The sequence below is a fragment of the Nocardioides sp. HB32 genome, from assembly GCF_054058995.1.
In genome coordinates, this window is sequence record NZ_JBSSBS010000001.1 from 1,819,831 (window position 1) to 1,836,089 (window position 16,259).

Here is a 16,259-nt window from a genome sequence, read left to right on the forward strand (position 1 = left end):
CACCACCAGTCCGGCCCCCGGGTCGTCCCACGTGGCGCAGGAGGTCCTCGTCGCCAGCCAAGGCTCAGGTCCGCCCGGAGGTGGGATGCTCGGTCAGTGCCGCTCGAGACGGCGGTGCCTCGAACGGGTCGGCGAAGTACTGCGTCTCGCGCACGACCTTTCCTTCCTGGAACTCCATGATCGAGACCGAGAAGGACGGGACGCCGTCGTACGAGATGACGACCTCGCTGACCCAGAGGTCGTCCACGCCGATGATCCGGAGCACCGTGAAGTGCCGGTCAGCAGGGTGGCCCTCCCGTTGCGCCGCGATCTTGGTTCGCCCCCGGAACCGCTCACCCGACTGCTGGTACTCCAACAGGGCGTCGTCCGCATAGATGGCGTGCTCTGTCGCACTGTCCGAGCGCTCCGATGCGCGCCAGTGCTCCTCGACGGCTGTCCTGTTCGCCTGCACCTCGACACCTCCTACGCTGACCGCGACGGCTCGGCGCGCGCGCCGGTCACCAGGACGACGCAGTCGGTCAGGGCCACGACCTGCGCGCGCATCAGCGAACTCACGACGAGCTCGCCCGGGAAGGCGGTGATGGCGTGACCGGGCCGGCACTGTGCGACGCGGCGGGGCCGGGGACCATGAGAGCAAGCGCATCGTGGCGTGCCCGGCTCACCGGGTCGCCGGCGAGCACGCGAGCCCAGGCCGCGTGCGCGTCGCGCACTGCCGTCTGGGGAGCTGACTCGAGAACGCGTGCCAGGGTGCCGCCGTCGCTCAACACGACCGTGCCGTGCTGCCTCCTGACGACGCCCGCCGACACCAAGGCGTCGATCTCGGAGCCGGCCACCACCTCGCCCACGACCAGCGTCGCGGCCGCGAGAAGGCTCCACTCCTCGGTCAGGCCCTCGGTCGCGAGGAGGAGCAACAGCGCCGGGCCGGCCTGTCGTGGCGCCGCCGGGATGTCGGAGACCGCGGCGATCGGCGCGTCCAGCTGCATGGTCATCCGTGTCATCTCCCCTCAGCGCCCGAGCGCGACCCGGATCTCATCCGGCGTACGGCGGTCCCACCCGTGAAAGGAAGACAGGTCACCCGTCCTCCATGCCTCGCGCAGCCCGGGTGCAGCGAGATCCCAGTCCGGCCTGGACTCGCGGGTGGCGGCCGTGTGGTCGGGCAGCAGGTAGTCGGGGAAAACCCCTCCCGGCACGATGTCTGAACGCATGGGGGCCCTCCACTGGTCGGTGCTGGCTTCCAGGACGCCGCCTTCGATCTCTGCGGCGTGCCCACCGTCCTCCGTCACGTGTCGGGTTCGCGCCCGTAGCAGTCACTGGTCCCCGGCCCCGGGGGGTCTGCCGCCCACTGGCACCCGACCCGAGGCGCGTGCCGAGGACGCCGCGGCTGGGCAGCCAGTGAACCGCACGGCGGGCCGCCGGCGCCGGGTGCGCGCGTCATCGAGCTGGTCGGTCGGGAGCCCATGCGGTCGACGTACACCCGCGAGGCCGAGGTGGGGCGTCCCCGGAGCGCTCACCGAGGTGCCGACCCGTCTCATCTCGCCGGCAGCTGCGCGGTTCGGTGCTGGACGCCGCCCTGACACCCGTCACGGAATGAGCTGCTGACCGCCGTCGACGTCGTAGGTCGCCCCGGTGACCGCGGTGTTGGTCATCAGGTGCAGAGCTGTTGCCGCCACGTCCGCTGCGTTCACCACCCGATGGATGGGGAGCGTCTGCCGGAGCTCGGCTCGACGGGTCTCGAGCTCGGCACCGAGCAGTCGCGCTGACAGCGGCGTGTCCACGAAGCCGGCGGCGATAGCGTTGACGCGCACGGGTGACAGCTCCACGGCAGCGTTCGCGGCGATGACCGGGACGGCGGCGGCCGCGATGGCCGCGATGCTCAACCCTGGGCCTGGCCGGCGTGCGTGCGACCCGGTGATCAGGGTGAGGGAACCACCGGCTCGGACGCTGTGCGCGGCGTGCCTGGCCACCCGGAGGGAGCCGAGAAGGTGCTCGTCGAGCACCCGGCGAGCGTCGTCGAAGTCGAGGTCGGCGATCGTGCCGTACGTCGGGCCGCCGCCGGTGACCAGGACGTGGTCCACCGGTGCGGACAGGCCTTCGAAGAACTCCGAGATGCCCGCCGCGTCGGCGAGGTCGAGCTGCGCCGTGCGGACCGCCCCCAGCTCGACCCCTGCCTGCCTCAGCCGTTCGCTGTCGCGCCCGGTCACGATCACCTCGGCCGCCGCGCTTCGGGCAAGGCGTGCAGTCTCGAGGCCGATCCCGGAGCTGCCGCCGAGGACGACGACGGTCTGGCCCTGGAGGGAGGGCGTCGGTTCGATGTCGTTCACGGGGTTCTCCTGTCGGTGCGTACGGCGGCGTCTGGAAGCAGGCAGACCGCGACCCGCGGCGACGCGGCCGGCAGCCGACGGTGTGGCGTCCGGTCGCGGGAGACGAAGACGACGGTGAGCACGGCGGCGGCCGCGCACAGGCCGGCCATGACCAACATGGCGACCGGGAACCCGTCTCGGAGCGATTCCGCGAGGCCGCGTGCACTGCCCGCGCCGATGAGCACGGGGACGAGAGCCACCATGACCACACCACCGACACGCGAGGAGGCGTCGTTGATGGCGGAGGCCTCGCCGAGGTCGGCGTCGTCCACCGCCGCAAGCACGCCCGCGGTGAGCGGGGCCACCGCGAGACCGATGCCGAGCCCCCAGAGGACGGCACCCGGGAGGATGGCACTGGCATAGGAGTCGCCGCGCTCGACGGCGGAGAGCCACACGAAGCCCACGGCCACGATGAGGATGCCGATCGCCATCGGCCACCGCGTGCCGGTCCGGTTGACCAGGCCGCCGACGAAGGGCGACACGAGCAGGAAGACGACCGACTCGGGAATGAGCGCCGCACCGGCGTCGGTCGCGCTGTAGCCGAGCTGGAGCTCGCACTGCAGGACGACGAGGTAGCTCGCCGCGGCGAGCGCGCCGTAGAACAGCAGGGTCGCGCCGTTGATCGCGTCGAACTGCCTCGAGCGGAAGAGCTCGGTCCTCAGCAGCGGGTTGCGCCGGCGCTGCTCCAGGGGGACCAGGACCGCCAGGCCCACGATCCCGACGATCGCGGCCAGCTGCACCAGCGGGTCGCCCCAGCCACGTTCGGGGCCTTCCGTCAGTGCGTAGATGACCCCACCGAGCCCTGCGACGGCGGGCACGGCGCCCAGGAGGTCCAGGGAGAGCGGGCGGGGAGTCCGCGTCGGCTCCGGGACGCGGGTCAGGACCAGGAGCGCGCCGAGGATGATCGGGATGTTGAGCAGGAAGACGTAGCGCCACGAAGCGTGGTCGACGAGCCAGCCCCCGCCGTAGGGGCCGAACGTGCTGCCCAAGGTCGACAGCCCGGCCCACAGGCCGATGCCGCGGGCGCGGTCCGCGGTCCTCAGCGACCCGTTGAGCATGGCCAGGCTGCTGGGCACGACGAGGGCCCCGCCCACGCCCTGGACCAGGCGCGCGATCACCAGCGTCGTGACTCCCTCCGCGGCCGCGCACCCCACGGAGGCGACGAGCATCACGAGCAGTCCGGTGACGAGGATGGTCCTGCGGCCGAAGTGGTCGGCCAGCGAGCCGGCCAGCAGCAGCAGGGCGGCGACGGTGACCAGGTACCCGGTCAGGACCCACTGCAGCTGGCTCACGCTCGCGTCCAGGTCGACGGCGATCGCCGGGACGGCGACGTTGACCATGAACGCGTCGAGGAAGCCCACCATGGACGCCAGCACGGTCGCGGTCACCAGCGCCACGCCGGCCGTACTTCGCAGGGCGACGAGCTCGCCGGACCTGCTGTCAGCGGCCGGGCGCGCAGGCGTGCCGGCGGTCATGCGCTGCTCCTGGTCGCCTGGCCCTGGGTCGGGTCGCTCGGATGCGGCGTCAACAGCTGCGTCGTGACTGTCAGCCATCCCGCCAGCGGGAGCGAGCTCAGGTGCCGCTCCATCTCAGCCTGGTCGCCCGCCTGCCAGTGCCCGAGGCTGTGGCCGGCCTCCGGCAGGGACCAGAGCCGCAGCAGCCTGCCGGCCGAAGCCAGTGCGCGGGTCCGGGCCCCCTCGGCAGCGGTCAGCCCGGCAACCTGCTCGCTGCCGGCTCCCTCGGGGATCGCCAGGGCGAACCAGGTGAAGAACTCGGTGGCGTCCGGATCGAGGTCCACGCCGTCCAGGCCCGGGTCGTTGACGTGCGGGCGGAGCACGGTGACCGTGTCGCGACGCCACACGTGCAGGGGCATCGAGCCCAGCGTGTCTCGAAGGTCGGCGTCACCGGCTGCGGCGAACAGGCCCAGCGTGCGCCACTCGCCCGGCCGCAGGGGTGGGCGCCACAGGCGCAGCACGCGGCCCGCCCGGACGAGCTCAGTCGTGTTCGCTGCCTCACGGGCGCGCATCGCGGCGACCTCGCTCTCCGAGGTCCCCTCCGGGACGTGAGTGGTCATGTCGACCAGGAACTGCATGGCGACCCTCCGGCTCGTCGATCTGCTGTCGCTCTCCACGATCGTGGAGTCGCCCGGCCATCGCGCCCGTGCCGACCACTGGTCGCCCCCACCAGTGACGGGCACGGGCGCGACGAGGGCCCGCGGGCGACGACCGTGGGCTCGTCCTGATCGTCATCATCAGAAGGAGCGCAGCACATGGACATGAAACTCGAGGTCGTCGTGATCCCCGTGTCGGACGTCGACCGGTCGGTGCAGTTCTACAAGTCGTTGGGATGGCGGCTCGACGCCGACGTCACGACGGACGAAGCGTTCCGCGTCGTCCAGCTGACTCCGCCGGGCTCCCCGGCCGCGATCATCTTCGGGACCGGTGTCACCGAGCAGGTCCCCGGGACGGCCCAGGGGCTGCACCTGGTCGTCGACGACATCCTGGCGGCCCACGCAGAGCTCGTCTCTGCCGGGATCGAGGTGAGCGAGGTCTTCCACGACGTCGGCGGCATCTTCCATCATGCGGGAGCCGAGGGGCGTGTCCCCGGCCCCGACCCGGACCGGAACAGCTACGGCTCGTTCCTCTCCTTCGCCGACGTGGATGGCAACGGCTGGGTCGTGCAGGAGGTCACCACACGACTCCCTGGCCGCATCGACGCGGCCGCAACGGCCTTCGCATCCGTCGACGACCTCGTCCGCGCTCTCTCGCGCGCGGCTGCGGCGCACGGAGAGCATGAGGCGCGCATCGGCCACGAGGACGCCGAGTGGCCGTCCTGGTACGCCGAGTACATGGTGCGCGAGCAGGCTGGGACGGGCCTGCCTGAGTGACCTGGAGGGCGCAGTCGCGCTGGTCACCGGCGCAGGCAGCGGCACCGATCCCGGCGTCGCCCGTCGCAGCGCACCCGACGGGCGGCGGTCGGGGTGGTCGGGAGTGATCCCGTGGATCACCGCCACCGTGCACGCCTGCGTCGTGTCCGCAGCTGATCGGCCGGGTGCGCGCTACTCGAGGGCGAGCTGGCGCAGGTTGCTGCGAGCCACTTCGATGACGGCGTCACCCGCCCCGCTCAGCACCGAGCGACTCGCCCACAGGCCGAACCCCGTGACCTGCCCGAGGGTGACGGTGGGAGGGATGGCGATCTCGTGCCGGACGGTCATGACCTCGATCAGAGCCGGGCCCTCGTGTGCGAAGGCCTCCTCCAGCGCCGGCTCGAGCTCGTCGGGCCGTGAGACTCGCACGCCGTGCAGGCCGACGGCGCGGGCCACCCCGGCGAGCTCGGGGTTGTCGAGCTCGGTGCCGAAGTTCACGAAGCCGTCCGCCTTCATCTCGAGCTCGACGAACGACAGCGAGCTGTTGTTCAGCACGACGACCTTGACCGGCAGCGCCAGCTGCCGCAGCGTCAGCAGCTCGCCGAGCAGCATCGTCAGTCCGCCGTCGCCGGAGAGCGCGACGACCTGCCTACCCGGGTGGGCGCTCTGGACGCCGATGGCCTGCGGCAGTGCGTTGGCCATCGTCCCGTGGCTGAACGACCCGATCAGCCGCCGTCGGCCGTTCATCGTCAGGTACCGGGCGGCCCACAAGGTCGGCGTGCCCACGTCCGGGATCAGGACGGCGTCGTCAGCCGCCACCCGGTCCACGGCCGCGACGACGGCCTGCGGATGGAGCGGTCCGTCGCCGGCACCGAGCCCGGTCAGCGTGTCGTAGCGGGCCCGGGTGCGGCGGTAGTGGGCCGTCATCCTGCCGAGGTGCTCCTTGTCGCGGGAGCGGTCCAGGCGGGGGAGCAGCGCGACGAGCGTCTCCTTGACGCCTCCGACGAGCGGCACCTCCACCTGGACGCGGCGACCGATGTGCTCGCCGCGGATGTCGACCTGGACCACCCGCGCGTCCGTCGGGAAGAACTCACGGTAGGGGAAGTCGGTGCCGAGCATGAGCAGCGCGTCGCAGTGCTCCATGGCGCGGTAGCCCGACGGGAACCCGAGGAGACCCGTCATGCCGACGTCGTACGGGTTGTCGTACTCGACGAACTCCTTGCCGCGCAGGGCGTGGACGATGGGGGCCTTGAGTCGCTCGGCGACCGCCAGCAGCTCGTCGTGCGCACCCGCGCACCCGGCCCCGGCGAGGATCGTGACGCGTCCGGCGTCGTTGAGCAGGTGCGCGGCCGCCTCGAGGTCGCCGTCGGTCGGCACGACGGCCGAGTGGGTCGGCCGGATGCTGGTGACCCCGCGCCCCCGCTGCGAGGGTCGGCTCCGGAAGACCTCGCCCGGCACCACGACCACGGCGACACCACGCCGCTCGACGGCGGCTCGCATCGCGATCTCCAGGACGCGCGGGAGCTGCTCGGGGTTGCTGGCGAGCTCGGCGTAGACGCTGCACTCCCGGAACAGCTCCTGGGGATGGGTCTCCTGGAAGCAGCTGGTCCCGATCAGGGCTCCGGGCACGTGAGCCGCGATGGCCAGGACGGGCACCCGGCTCCGTTGGGCGTCGAAGAGCCCGTTGACCAGGTGCAGGTTGCCCGGGCCGCAGCTCGCGACACAGACCGCGAGCTCGTCCGTCGTGCCCGCCTCGCCCGCGGCGGCGAAGGCTGCCGCCTCCTCGTGACGCACGTGCTGCCAGGCGATCTCGCCATCGCGCCGGATCGCCTCGGTGAAACCGTTGAGCGAGTCCCCGGGAAGGCCGTACACCCGGCGTACGCCCGCCGCCTTGAGGGTGGCCACCATGACGTCCGCGACCGTCACCGCTCAGCCCTCCGGCGCGTCGAGAGGAGCCGGAAGACCGCGGCCGTGGTGATCCCGTAGACCAGGTGCGCCGAGAGGTCCTTGGCGAGGGTGACCCGGTCGTACTCCCAGATCTCCTGGTAGAGCCCGAGCCTGGGGAGTACGACGTAGCCCGTGGCCCACACGCCCGCCCCGAAGGGTGCTCCGTATGCCACGCGAGGTGTCCGCAGGGAGCCCACGAGCACGCCGTACGGCAGCCCGGCGAAGGCGCCGTAGCCCCAGTGCGTGAGGTTGTTGACGAGCCGCGCGCGCCGGGCCGGCAGGTCCCGCTGGATCACGCCCGCTACCAGCCGACGTCCGACCTGGGCCGGTGCCGGGGCGTCCTCCCACCGGTCGAGACCGCTCGAGGACTCCCAGGCGCCGAACGCGTCATCGCCCCCACCGCGGCGGTAGCGGGTGAACAGCAGGACGTCCATCGCCAGCGTGCCCGCGACTGCCGCGACCAGTCCGCGCGTGAGTGCTCCGAGGGGGGTGGTCGGACTCAGGGTGCCCATCGTCGTACCTCTCCGGTGTGCTGAGTCGGGTTCACGAGAAGACACCGCGCGGAAACGTCATCGAGACCAGCCAGTTCGGCAGGTCGACGGTCTCGCTGATCTTGAGGTCGCCGACGACGCTGCAGAGCGTGTAGGCCTCGTGCAGGCTGAGCTGCTGGTCGACGACCAGCCAGTCGATCATGTCCCGCACGGCGTTCTTCGCGTTCTCCATCAGGTCGGGGCCGGTGCCGGTGGTGATGTAGTAGCCCGCAGCGCGCATCTCGGCGTCCATCGCGAGCTGCGTGGGGTCCGCGGCCGGCACGATCGCCCGCGGAGAGGTGATCACCTGGTTCTTGATCACCGAGAAGCGCAGGGTTGCCGCCATCAGGGTCTCGATCGCCGTACCGGTGATCTCCCCGTCGCCCTGCGCCATGTGCCCGTCTCCGGCGGAGAACTTGGCACCCTCGACGTAGACGGGCAGCTGGAGTCGCGTGCCCTTGACCAGCTGGCGGACGTCCGTGTTGCCGCCCATCCCGCCGCTGACGCTCGGCGGGAAGGTCCGATACATGCCCTTCCGCAGCGGGGCGTTGCCGAGGATGCCCAGGAACGGCGTGATCGGGATCCGCGCCCGCCGGCCGGTGTCGCTCCCCTCGAACGTCGCGTAGCCGGAGCTCTGGCCGCGCTCGAAGTGGAAGAGCTGGACCGACGGCGCGCCAGAGTTGTACGGCTGGTCCTCGGGCACCGCCTGCGGCACTCGACCCGGGTTCGGGTCGCTCAGCTGGGAGGCCTCGGTGTACGGCGCGAACGGGGCCAGCGCCTCCGGGCGGAGAGTGCCGAACAGGCCGAGTGCCGGGCTGATCGTCGTGTAGCCGAAGTCCACCAAGGGGCTGACGTCGAGGATCTCGATCTCGAGGATGTCACCGGGCTCCGCCCCCTCGACCTCGACGGGACCGGTGAGGGGGTGGATCCGGCCGAGGTCCAGCGTCATAGTGCCGTCGGCCGTCATCGTCCTCGCCTGGTCTCCGATGTCCAGGGCGTCACGGCACAACAGCTGGACCTCTTCGCCCGGGCGCACCGAGATCGCGGAGGGCAGGTCGCGGTTCCAGCGGTTGTGGTTGACCTTGCTGTACCCGTCGAGGATCCGCTCGCCCGCGGTCGTCTGCACCCGCTCCGGAGTGCCGGCACCGGGAACCCCGACCGTACCCAGGCCGCCGGCATCGGCGAGGCCGGCGAACGCCGCCGCGGCGTCGTCGCCGATCTGCGCCTGGACGTGGAGCGCATCGCTCGCTGTCGATGAGTGGGCGAAGCACATGGGGACTCCTGGACGATCGGCTGTTCGGTGGATCCAGCGTGCTCCGTCCTCGGCCCTGTTCGCGCCCGTGCCACCCACGGGCGGACCACTGGCCCGTCGCCAGTGGGTGGACCCGTGAACACACCGGCGCGAACGCTGCCCGCCCAGCGCCAGCATCCAGTACCAGCGGCGAACGGAGGTTAGCCAGTGTCCATGCAGGGGATGCGGGCGGACGGGCCCGTGGTGGTGGGCGTCGACGGCAGCCCGGGCGGCTGGGACGCGCTCGTCTGGGCCGCAGCGGAGGCAGCCGCGACGGGCTGTTCCCTGCGGGTCGTCCACGTGATCGAGCGGCCCCCGCTGCTCGACGCCTGGTCGGGCGCAGGCGCAGTACCCGATCCTTCAGACGGTTTCCGCGGTGCTGCGGCGGCGATCGTTGCCGAGGGCGTCAGACGGGCTCACGAGGTCGTGCCGGACCTGGCGGTCGTCTCTCGGGTCGAGGGCGACGGCGGCGTGCCCGAAGCCCTGATCGGCGCCTCGTCGGGTTCCTCGCTGCTGGTGATCGGCAAGCGGGAAGGCGAACGGCCCTGGTGGCGGTGCGGGCGACGCCGGATCGTGGTCGCGATCGCTCGACGGTCGGACTGCCCTGTGGCCGTCGTCGAGCTGAGATCTCGGCCGGGTGAGGTGTTCGCGGGCTGGGTCCTGGTGCTGGACGAGTCACCGCGCCGGGACTCCGCGGTCATGCGGTTCGCGTGCACGGCAGCGCTCCACAGGGGCCTCGACGTGGCTGTGGTCCCGCCGGCCGGACCCGTGCTCCCGTGCCACCGCGGCGCAGCCCTCGTCGTGCTGGGTGCGCGCCGCCCCGGCCGACGTCGGGTCCGTCTGCCCGTTGCCACCACTCGAGCTCTCAAAGCCGCACGCGGGCCGACGGTGCTGGTCTTCGCGTGACCCGGTGTGCTGCCCGGCTGTCAGCGCCGCGGGCGCGTCGCCACGAGAGTCCCTCCCCGGCCCGCCGGACGCGTGACAGTCAGCGGTGGACGTAGACGAAGCGATAGTTGTAGGCGAAGCCCTTGCTGAGGTCCTGGCCCTGGGGGTCGGAGTGGCTGTCGAAGAGACAGAACTGCATGAAGGCGCGACCGGCCCGCAGCGTCCCCTTCTCCCGCTTGACCACGTACCGCTGGACCTGCCACCTGCCGTTGCAGTTGATCTGCACCTTGCGCGGCGCGACCGGGTTGGTGTCGTACCAGGCCCGGGCCAGCTCGCTGGTGCCCTCCATCTGCGAGAGCTCCTTGGCGGTGTGGTCGTCGATCTGACCACCCTGCTTGAGCGACACCCACAGGTGGGTGCCCCGGTTGCCGCCCCAGCACCGGTAGACGGCCAGCACCTCGGCGCGGCCGCCCGGCAGGGCACGGGCATGGCCGACGAACGCGACCTTGGGGTGGTGGTACGCCGCCGCACGGCCGGCCACGTCGGCGCCCGCGTGCGGCTGGCCGGCGGCCACCAGGGAGAGGGCGAGGGCGGCAACTGCTGTGAGCGCTCCGGAACGTCGCATGACGGTCTCCTGCGGGATCGGGTCGGGGACGAGGATGTCCGTACTCAGGCCCACGCTGCAGGGCCGGCCACCGCGAGCGCATCGCCAAAGTTGAGGGTGATCGGCAGCGCGACGGACGCTCGCCCACGCCTCGCCGGTCGGCGCGGCTGACCCCGGTCAGTCGCCGGGCGCGGCCCGGCGAGGGGGAGTGGGGGCGTCCAGCCGCGTGAGGCGCCGGACTGCAGCCAGCCCTTCCGGCGTGCCCGGCCAGTGCCGGTCGAGCGCCTCCGGGCCCGCCACCCGGGTCACGGAGCGCAGCACCAGGGCGACCACGAGCGCGTCATCGGCGTACCCGATCACGGGCAGGAAGTCGGGGACCAGGTCGACCGGCAGCACGAGGTAGCCGAGCAGGAGCCAGAGCCGCCAGCGCACCCCGCGGGGCAGCGTCGGGTCCGCGGCCAGGCGACGGAGGAGTCGTACGACGTCGGGGAGGAGTCGCAGCACGTCGGTGAGTGTGGTGCGGTCCGGCGCCCGGCGTGCGGCCACCAGCAGCGCGCCCACCAGCAGCAGCCAGACGAGCGCGAGCCCCGCGAGGATCGACAGCGCGAGCTGCCACCAGGAGTCGGTCACCCCTCGATCATCGCGCGTGGCGCCGAAGCGGGAAAACGGCGCGACATCGCGACCGTCGACCACGGAGAATCTGCCGCGATGATCGCCTCCATCCTCCGGCACGCGCGTCCGCCGTCTCCTCTCGCGGGCCGCCTCGCCGTGCAGTCCCTCCTCTTCGCTCTCGGCGAGGGCACCTTCATGACCGGGTCGGCGGTGTTCTTCACCCAGATCGTCGGGCTCTCGGCCGCCCAGGTCGGCCTGGGCCTGACCTGTGCGGGCGCCGCCGCCTTCCTCGCGGCGTGGCCGATGGGCCGGCTGGTGGACCGCTTCGGGCCGAAGAAGATGTGGGCGGTCAGCGCCGCGGGACAGGCCGCGATGTTCTCGCTCTGGCCGTTCATCACCGACTTCCGTGGGTACGTCACCATGGCCGTCGGCATGGAGGTGATCGGCGCCCTCGGCGGCGCGGCCCACGGTGCCTACACGATCGACGTCCTGCCACCCGACGAGCGCGTGAAGTCGCGGGCGTACATGTACTCGGCGCTGAACGTCGGCTTCACGCTGGGGTCGCTGATGGGGGGCATCGCGCTGGCCTTCGACTCCAACGAGCTCCTGCACGTGCTGCCGTGGTTCACCACCGCGGTCTTCCTGCTCAACGCGGCCGCCGTCTCCCGGCTGCCGAAGGCCTCGCACGACGAGCGCACGCCCGAGGAACGCAAGGTGAAGGTCCCCGGGCCGGGACCGCTGCGCAACCCCGGCTGGATGCTGTCGACGTTCTTCATCGGCGTCTTCTGGACCAACCAGGTGCTGCTGAACGTGGTGATCCCGCTGTGGCTGGTGCAGGAGACCGACGCCCCGCGGGTGCTGCTCGCGTTCCTGTTCGGCACCAACACCGTGATGTGCATCTTCCTGCCGATGGCGGCCGCCCGCGGCGTGCACGACGTACCGACGGCGTTGCGGGCGGTCCGGGTGTCCTCCACGTTCCTCGTGGTCTCGTGCCTGATCACGCTGGCGACGCACGACACCGTCGGCTGGGTGACGATCGCCCTGGTCTGGCTGGGCCACGTGACGGTGACGGGTGCAGAGCTCTACCTCTCGGCCGCGAGCTGGTCGTTCGAGGCCGAGCTCATGGACCCGCGCCAGCGGGGCGCGTACAACGGCGCCGCCGAGCTGAGCGGCACCCTCGGCAAGGTCTGGGCCCCGGCGGTGTACACGTTCCTCGCGATGAACTGGGGTGCGGCCGGGTGGCTGACGATCGCGGGCATCATCGTGATCGCGACCGCCGCCATCCACCCGTCGAGCCGGATGGCGCGGCGGTTCCTCGAGGACCACGTCCCGGCCGACGTGCTGGCCGACGCGCGTGCCTCGGCACCGGACCCGGAGGACGGCGTCGCGGTCGGCCCGCCGTCGCTCATCGACGCCGAGGATCCGGCAACCCCTGCGCACTGACCCCTGCCGGCGGAGCGCGAGACCGGGCATGCTCGGTGGTGACGCCGACGCGGAAGGGGTACGACATGTGCCGATGGCTGGCCTACTCGGGTGCGCCCGTGAGCCTCGAGGACCTGCTGTTCAAGCCGAAGAACTCGCTGGTGATGCAGAGCAAGCACTCCGAGCTCGGCGCGACGACGGTCAACGGTGACGGGTTCGGCGTCGGCTGGTACGGCCAGGACGACCGCCCCGGACTCTTCCGCAGCATCGAGCCGGCGTGGAGCGACCGCAACCTGCGTGAGATCTCCGCCCACGCCCGCTCCCGTCGCGTCTTCGCGCACGTGCGCGCGTCGACCGGCACCGCTCTCCAGCAGACCAACTGCCACCCGTTCCGCCACCAGAGCTGGCTCTGGATGCACAACGGGATGCTCGCCGGCTTCCCCACGATCAAGCGCGACCTGGCGATGGCGGTCGACCCGTCGCTGTACGCCGAGATCGAGGGCTCGACGGACTCCGAGCTGCTGTTCTTCCTGGCGCTGACCCACGGCCTTGTCGAGGACCCGCCGGCGGCCGTCGCCCGCGCGGTCGGCTTCGTCGAGGACGTCGCCCGTCGGCACGGCATCGAGGACGCCGTCCAGATGACGGTCGCGACGACCGACGGCGAGACGACCTGGGCCTTCCGGTACTCCACCGTCCGCGCGTCGCGGTCGCTGTTTCACTCCACTGACATGTCGGTGCTGCGCCAGCAGTATCCGGACAACCCGTCCCTGCACGACCTCTCCGACGACGCCCGCCTCGTGGTGTCCGAGCCGCTCGGCGACCTCCGGGGCGCGTGGCGCGAGGTCCCGGAGTCGTCGTACGTCGCGGTCCACGGAGCGAGCGAGGACCTCCAGCCGTTCGCCCCCGTCGCCCCGTAGGTCACCTGCCGAGCGTGAGCGTCCCTGACCGGTCGGTGAGGACCCGCGCGCAGGTGTCGGCGCAGCGCCACAGCGTGCGGACGTGCTGGGCCTCGGTGACGACGTAGGGCACTCGGTCGTACCAGGCGAGGGCGACGGCCGGGTCCTGCAGCGGGACCCGCTGGTGCGCGCCGGTCGAGGTGTCGTACCGGACCAGCCCGGCTGACATGCCGCCTGCGAGCTCGTCGGCGCTGGGTGCGAACGCATAGGTCGTCCCGTCGCCCGAGAGCGCTCCCGTGGTCCCGCCGAGGAAGCCGTCGCGCCGGACACCGCTGGTGTCGAACACCTGGACGCCGCCGTCGGCCACGAACACGACCGTGTCGCCGCCGGCCTCGACCCGGTCCGCGCGGACGCGCGCGCCGTCGCTGCCGAGCTCGACGGGGTGCAGGCCGCCGGACTCGTGGATGACGGGGCCGTCTCCCGCGTCGGCGACGTAGGCGGGGTCGGCGGCGGCGAGCAGGGTGCCCTCGTCCTGGGCGCTGCTCTGGCCGCCCGTGCCCGTGAACACGATGCGCCCGTCCGTGGTCTGGTACGTCGCGCCCTCCTCGCCGACGTACGCCGAGGCGACGCCGGTGATCGGGTCGTCCGCCAGCCCGATCAGCTGGTGACCGTCCAGCACGACCAGACGGCCGTCGATGCGGCCGACGGGCGTCCCGCGGAGGCCGGTGTCGGTCACGGTCCCGTCGCTGCTCACGAGCTCGACCCGCCCGTCGAGCGTGACGGGCACACCCGGGTCGCTCGCCGGTGCTGCCACCGGGGTCGGGGAGGAGCGGTGGAGCACGGCGGGCGCCGCCGCAGCGACGACCGCGACGGTGGTGAGGGTCGCCACTCCGGCAGTGATCCGGCCGGCCAGCCGGCGCCGTCGGTGGTGTCGCACCCGGGCGTCGAAACCCGAGGGGTCGAGCGGCGGGACGTCGACGGCCTCGCGGAGGTCGCTCAGGCCCTGACGGATCTCGGTGTTCATCATCGCTGCAGCTCCAGGTCGGGTACGGCGGCGCGCAGCCGCTTGAGGGCGTGGTGGGTCTGGCTCTTGACCGAGCCGAGGGAGACCCCGAGCGCTTCAGCGGTCTCCTGCTCGGTCAGGTCGTCGACGTACCTGAGCACCACGGTCGCGCGCATCCGGGGCGGGAGCCCGCGGATGGCCTGCCAGAGGGCGAGGTGGTCGGCACTGACGTCGATCCCCCCCGCCGTGTCCGGCGTCGGGCAGGTCCGCGCTGGTCAGCTCGCGGCCCCGCCGGCGCCAGTGGCGCGACGCCTGGTGGACCAGGGCCCGACGGACGTAGGCGTCGGCCGCGCCCTTGTCCCGGATCGACGACCACCGCACACAGGTGCGGGCCAGGACGTCCTGCAGGAGGTCCTCGGCTGGTGGTGGTCGCCGACCAGGAAGTAGGCAGTCCGGTACAGGGCCGCCCAGCGGGCGGCCATGAACTGGGCGAACGCCCGGTACAGGGCCGCCCAGCGGGCGGCCATGAACCGGGCGAACGCGGTCTCAGGTTCCATCAACTGGTCAAGAGGCAGCCCGGACCGGAAAGGTTGAGAGGACCGGTCAGCGGTTTTCGGTCTCACCGTCGTGGATCGGCTGCGGCGGCAGCTTCTTGACCCGTCGGTTGCGCCGGCGCCGCGTAGGGATCATCGACCGCATTTCCTCCAGCTTCCCGAAGCACAGCAGCCGGTCGCCGGCCTGGACGACCTCCTTGTGCCGCGGGTTGGGGATCACGGTGGCACCGCGGTGCAGGGTCAGCACCGAGATGTCGCGCTCCTCGAGGCCGGACTCGCTGAGCTTCTTGCCGACGATGTCGGCGCCGGTGTGCACCAGGAGCTCGGCGACGCCGTACCCGGTGGAGACGTTGAGCCGCTGGCGCACGTCGATCTCGGGGAACGCGACCTGGTTCGCGATGAAGTCGATGATCGCGCCGGCGACGTCGAGCTGGGTCGCCGCCTCGATGCCCTCGAGGCCGGGGGAGGAGTTGACCTCCATCACCAGCGGCCCGTCGTTGCCCTCCAGCATGTCGACGCCGGCCACTTTCAGGCCCATGATCTGGGCGGCGCGGACGGCGGTGTGCTCGTACTCCTCGTCGAGCTGGACGGGCTCCACGGAGCCGCCGCGGTGCACGTTCGACCGGAACTCGTCGCCCTGGGCGACGCGCCGCATCGCGGCGACGACCCGGTCGCCGACGACCAGCGCACGGATGTCGCGACCCCTGCTCTCCTTGACGAAGCGCTGGATCAGCACGTTCTGCTGGGTGCTGTGCAGCGTCTCGATGATCGCCTCGGCGACCTTGCGGTCCGGCGCGAGGATGACGCCGATGCCCTGGGTGCCCTCCAGCAGCTTGAGCACGACAGGTGCACCGCCCACCCGCTCGATCGCGGGCACGACGTCGGCGCGGTCGCGCACGAACGTCGTGGCCGGCATGCCGATGTTGTGCCGCGACAGGATCTGGGTCGCGCGCAGCTTGTCGCGGCTGTTGGTGATCCCGTACGCCGGGTTGGGCGTGTAGACGTCCATCTGCTCGAACTGCCGCACCACGGCGGTGCCGAAGTAGGTGATCGAGTTGCCGATGCGCGGCAGGATCGCGTCGTACGTCGACAGCGGCTTGCCGCGGAACTGCAGGTCCGGCTCGTCCCCGGAGAGGTCGATGGCGAAGCGCAGCGTGTTCAGCACCTTGACGTCGTGCCCGCGGTCGAGGGCGGCGGTCCGCAGGCGCTGGGTGCTGTAGGCGCGCGGCGCGCGGGAGAGGATCGCGAGCTTCATGGCCGGGTCATTCAAGCAGGGACGCGTCGCCTGC

At 71.9% G+C, this 16,259-nt stretch carries 18 protein-coding genes; 4 read left to right on the forward strand and 14 right to left on the reverse strand.

From position 1 onward, the window contains the following. Window positions 1–64 precede the first annotated feature (64 nt). From ACVW2K_RS09235 to ACVW2K_RS09260, 6 genes are all read right to left on the reverse strand, one after another. Complete coding sequence (locus ACVW2K_RS09235; RefSeq protein ID WP_028638997.1) at window positions 65–451, reverse strand: nuclear transport factor 2 family protein; 387 nt, start codon at window positions 449–451, stop codon at window positions 65–67. Between the two features lie 100 nt (window positions 452–551). Then, window positions 552–989 carry a hypothetical protein gene (locus ACVW2K_RS09240; RefSeq protein WP_457202310.1) on the reverse strand — a complete coding sequence of 146 codons (438 nt, stop codon included), beginning with the start codon at window positions 987–989 and terminating at the stop codon, window positions 552–554. A gap of 15 nt (window positions 990–1,004) precedes the next feature. Continuing rightward, complete coding sequence (locus ACVW2K_RS09245; protein ID WP_457202311.1) at window positions 1,005–1,205, reverse strand: hypothetical protein; 201 nt, start codon at window positions 1,203–1,205, stop codon at window positions 1,005–1,007. Between the two features lie 375 nt (window positions 1,206–1,580). Beyond that, window positions 1,581–2,321: an SDR family oxidoreductase gene (locus tag ACVW2K_RS09250; protein ID WP_028638995.1), complete on the reverse strand. Its 741-nt coding sequence runs from the start codon at window positions 2,319–2,321 to the stop codon at window positions 1,581–1,583. Continuing rightward, window positions 2,318–3,835 carry a DHA2 family efflux MFS transporter permease subunit gene (locus ACVW2K_RS09255; RefSeq protein ID WP_051549525.1) on the reverse strand — a complete coding sequence of 506 codons (1,518 nt, stop codon included), beginning with the start codon at window positions 3,833–3,835 and terminating at the stop codon, window positions 2,318–2,320. The genes ACVW2K_RS09250 and ACVW2K_RS09255 overlap by 4 nt, the downstream gene beginning before the upstream one ends. After that, complete coding sequence (locus ACVW2K_RS09260; protein WP_457202312.1) at window positions 3,832–4,452, reverse strand: muconolactone Delta-isomerase family protein; 621 nt, start codon at window positions 4,450–4,452, stop codon at window positions 3,832–3,834. Before ACVW2K_RS09260 ends, ACVW2K_RS09255 begins: the two co-directional genes overlap by 4 nt. A gap of 177 nt (window positions 4,453–4,629) precedes the next feature. Between ACVW2K_RS09260 and ACVW2K_RS09265 the strand changes: the two genes are divergently transcribed. Further along, window positions 4,630–5,247, forward strand: coding sequence for a VOC family protein (locus ACVW2K_RS09265; RefSeq protein ID WP_457202313.1), 618 nt, complete (start codon window positions 4,630–4,632; stop codon window positions 5,245–5,247). A gap of 171 nt (window positions 5,248–5,418) precedes the next feature. On the opposite strand, the gene poxB is transcribed toward ACVW2K_RS09265, so the two are convergent. Genes poxB through ACVW2K_RS09280 form a run of 3 tightly spaced genes read right to left on the reverse strand, consistent with a single transcriptional unit; the run spans window position 5,419 to window position 8,976 of the window. Beyond that, window positions 5,419–7,152, reverse strand: a complete 1,734-nt coding sequence (poxB, locus tag ACVW2K_RS09270) for a ubiquinone-dependent pyruvate dehydrogenase (RefSeq protein ID WP_457202314.1) — start codon at window positions 7,150–7,152, stop codon at window positions 5,419–5,421. Then, window positions 7,149–7,685, reverse strand: a complete 537-nt coding sequence (locus ACVW2K_RS09275) for a hypothetical protein (protein WP_028638991.1) — start codon at window positions 7,683–7,685, stop codon at window positions 7,149–7,151. The genes poxB and ACVW2K_RS09275 overlap by 4 nt, the downstream gene beginning before the upstream one ends. 31 nt (window positions 7,686–7,716) lie before the next feature. Then, window positions 7,717–8,976, reverse strand: a complete 1,260-nt coding sequence (locus ACVW2K_RS09280) for an acetamidase/formamidase family protein (RefSeq protein ID WP_051549524.1) — start codon at window positions 8,974–8,976, stop codon at window positions 7,717–7,719. A gap of 192 nt (window positions 8,977–9,168) precedes the next feature. On the opposite strand from ACVW2K_RS09280, the gene ACVW2K_RS09285 reads away from it, so the two are divergent. Next, entirely contained in the window at window positions 9,169–9,900 is a 732-nt protein-coding gene (locus tag ACVW2K_RS09285) for a universal stress protein (protein ID WP_457202315.1), read from the forward strand. Between the two features lie 79 nt (window positions 9,901–9,979). Here the strand turns inward: ACVW2K_RS09285 and ACVW2K_RS09290 are convergent, their stop codons facing one another. Both ACVW2K_RS09290 and ACVW2K_RS09295 read right to left on the reverse strand, forming a co-directional pair. Next, window positions 9,980–10,504, reverse strand: a complete 525-nt coding sequence (locus tag ACVW2K_RS09290; RefSeq protein WP_457202316.1) for a hypothetical protein — start codon at window positions 10,502–10,504, stop codon at window positions 9,980–9,982. 156 nt (window positions 10,505–10,660) lie between these two features. After that, window positions 10,661–11,113: a YkvA family protein gene (locus tag ACVW2K_RS09295; RefSeq protein WP_457202317.1), complete on the reverse strand. Its 453-nt coding sequence runs from the start codon at window positions 11,111–11,113 to the stop codon at window positions 10,661–10,663. A gap of 78 nt (window positions 11,114–11,191) precedes the next feature. Here ACVW2K_RS09295 and ACVW2K_RS09300 point away from each other — a divergent pair, with 78 nt between their 5' ends. Both ACVW2K_RS09300 and ACVW2K_RS09305 read left to right on the forward strand, forming a co-directional pair. After that, entirely contained in the window at window positions 11,192–12,538 is a 1,347-nt protein-coding gene (locus ACVW2K_RS09300) for an MFS transporter (protein WP_457202318.1), read from the forward strand. Window positions 12,539–12,603: 65 nt separating this feature from the next. Then, entirely contained in the window at window positions 12,604–13,434 is an 831-nt protein-coding gene (locus ACVW2K_RS09305; RefSeq protein WP_028638986.1) for a class II glutamine amidotransferase, read from the forward strand. Window position 13,435: 1 nt separating this feature from the next. Here the strand turns inward: ACVW2K_RS09305 and ACVW2K_RS09310 are convergent, their stop codons facing one another. From ACVW2K_RS09310 to ACVW2K_RS09320, 3 genes are all read right to left on the reverse strand, one after another. Next, window positions 13,436–14,437 carry a hypothetical protein gene (locus tag ACVW2K_RS09310; protein ID WP_457202319.1) on the reverse strand — a complete coding sequence of 334 codons (1,002 nt, stop codon included), beginning with the start codon at window positions 14,435–14,437 and terminating at the stop codon, window positions 13,436–13,438. After that, the gene (locus tag ACVW2K_RS09315) at window positions 14,437–14,652 is read right to left on the reverse strand and encodes a sigma-70 family RNA polymerase sigma factor (protein ID WP_457204057.1); all 216 of its coding nucleotides are present in this window, start codon (window positions 14,650–14,652) and stop codon (window positions 14,437–14,439) included. The genes ACVW2K_RS09310 and ACVW2K_RS09315 overlap by 1 nt, the downstream gene beginning before the upstream one ends. A 367-nt stretch (window positions 14,653–15,019) precedes the next feature. After that, a complete protein-coding gene (locus ACVW2K_RS09320) occupies window positions 15,020–16,225 on the reverse strand; it encodes a RimK family alpha-L-glutamate ligase (RefSeq protein WP_457202320.1) in 1,206 nt (401 codons plus the stop codon). Between the last annotated feature and the right edge of the window lie 34 nt (window positions 16,226–16,259).

Bases quoted from the DNA above. Each gene is read 5' to 3' on its own strand.
- ACVW2K_RS09240 (WP_457202310.1), bottom strand. From the start codon at position 989: ATGACCATGCAGCTGGACGCGCCGATCGCCGCGGTCTCCGACATCCCG.
- ACVW2K_RS09305 (WP_028638986.1), top strand. From the start codon at position 12,604: ATGTGCCGATGGCTGGCCTACTCGGGTGCGCCCGTGAGCCTCGAGGAC.
- ACVW2K_RS09275 (WP_028638991.1), bottom strand. From the start codon at position 7,685: ATGGGCACCCTGAGTCCGACCACCCCCCTCGGAGCACTCACGCGCGGA.
- ACVW2K_RS09290 (WP_457202316.1), bottom strand. From the start codon at position 10,504: ATGCGACGTTCCGGAGCGCTCACAGCAGTTGCCGCCCTCGCCCTCTCC.
- ACVW2K_RS09260 (WP_457202312.1), bottom strand. From the start codon at position 4,452: ATGCAGTTCCTGGTCGACATGACCACTCACGTCCCGGAGGGGACCTCG.
- ACVW2K_RS09265 (WP_457202313.1), top strand. From the start codon at position 4,630: ATGGACATGAAACTCGAGGTCGTCGTGATCCCCGTGTCGGACGTCGAC.
- ACVW2K_RS09285 (WP_457202315.1), top strand. From the start codon at position 9,169: ATGCAGGGGATGCGGGCGGACGGGCCCGTGGTGGTGGGCGTCGACGGC.
- ACVW2K_RS09320 (WP_457202320.1), bottom strand. From the start codon at position 16,225: ATGAAGCTCGCGATCCTCTCCCGCGCGCCGCGCGCCTACAGCACCCAG.
- ACVW2K_RS09280 (WP_051549524.1), bottom strand. From the start codon at position 8,976: ATGTGCTTCGCCCACTCATCGACAGCGAGCGATGCGCTCCACGTCCAG.
- ACVW2K_RS09310 (WP_457202319.1), bottom strand. From the start codon at position 14,437: ATGAACACCGAGATCCGTCAGGGCCTGAGCGACCTCCGCGAGGCCGTC.
- ACVW2K_RS09245 (WP_457202311.1), bottom strand. From the start codon at position 1,205: ATGCGTTCAGACATCGTGCCGGGAGGGGTTTTCCCCGACTACCTGCTG.
- ACVW2K_RS09300 (WP_457202318.1), top strand. From the start codon at position 11,192: ATGATCGCCTCCATCCTCCGGCACGCGCGTCCGCCGTCTCCTCTCGCG.
- ACVW2K_RS09255 (WP_051549525.1), bottom strand. From the start codon at position 3,835: ATGACCGCCGGCACGCCTGCGCGCCCGGCCGCTGACAGCAGGTCCGGC.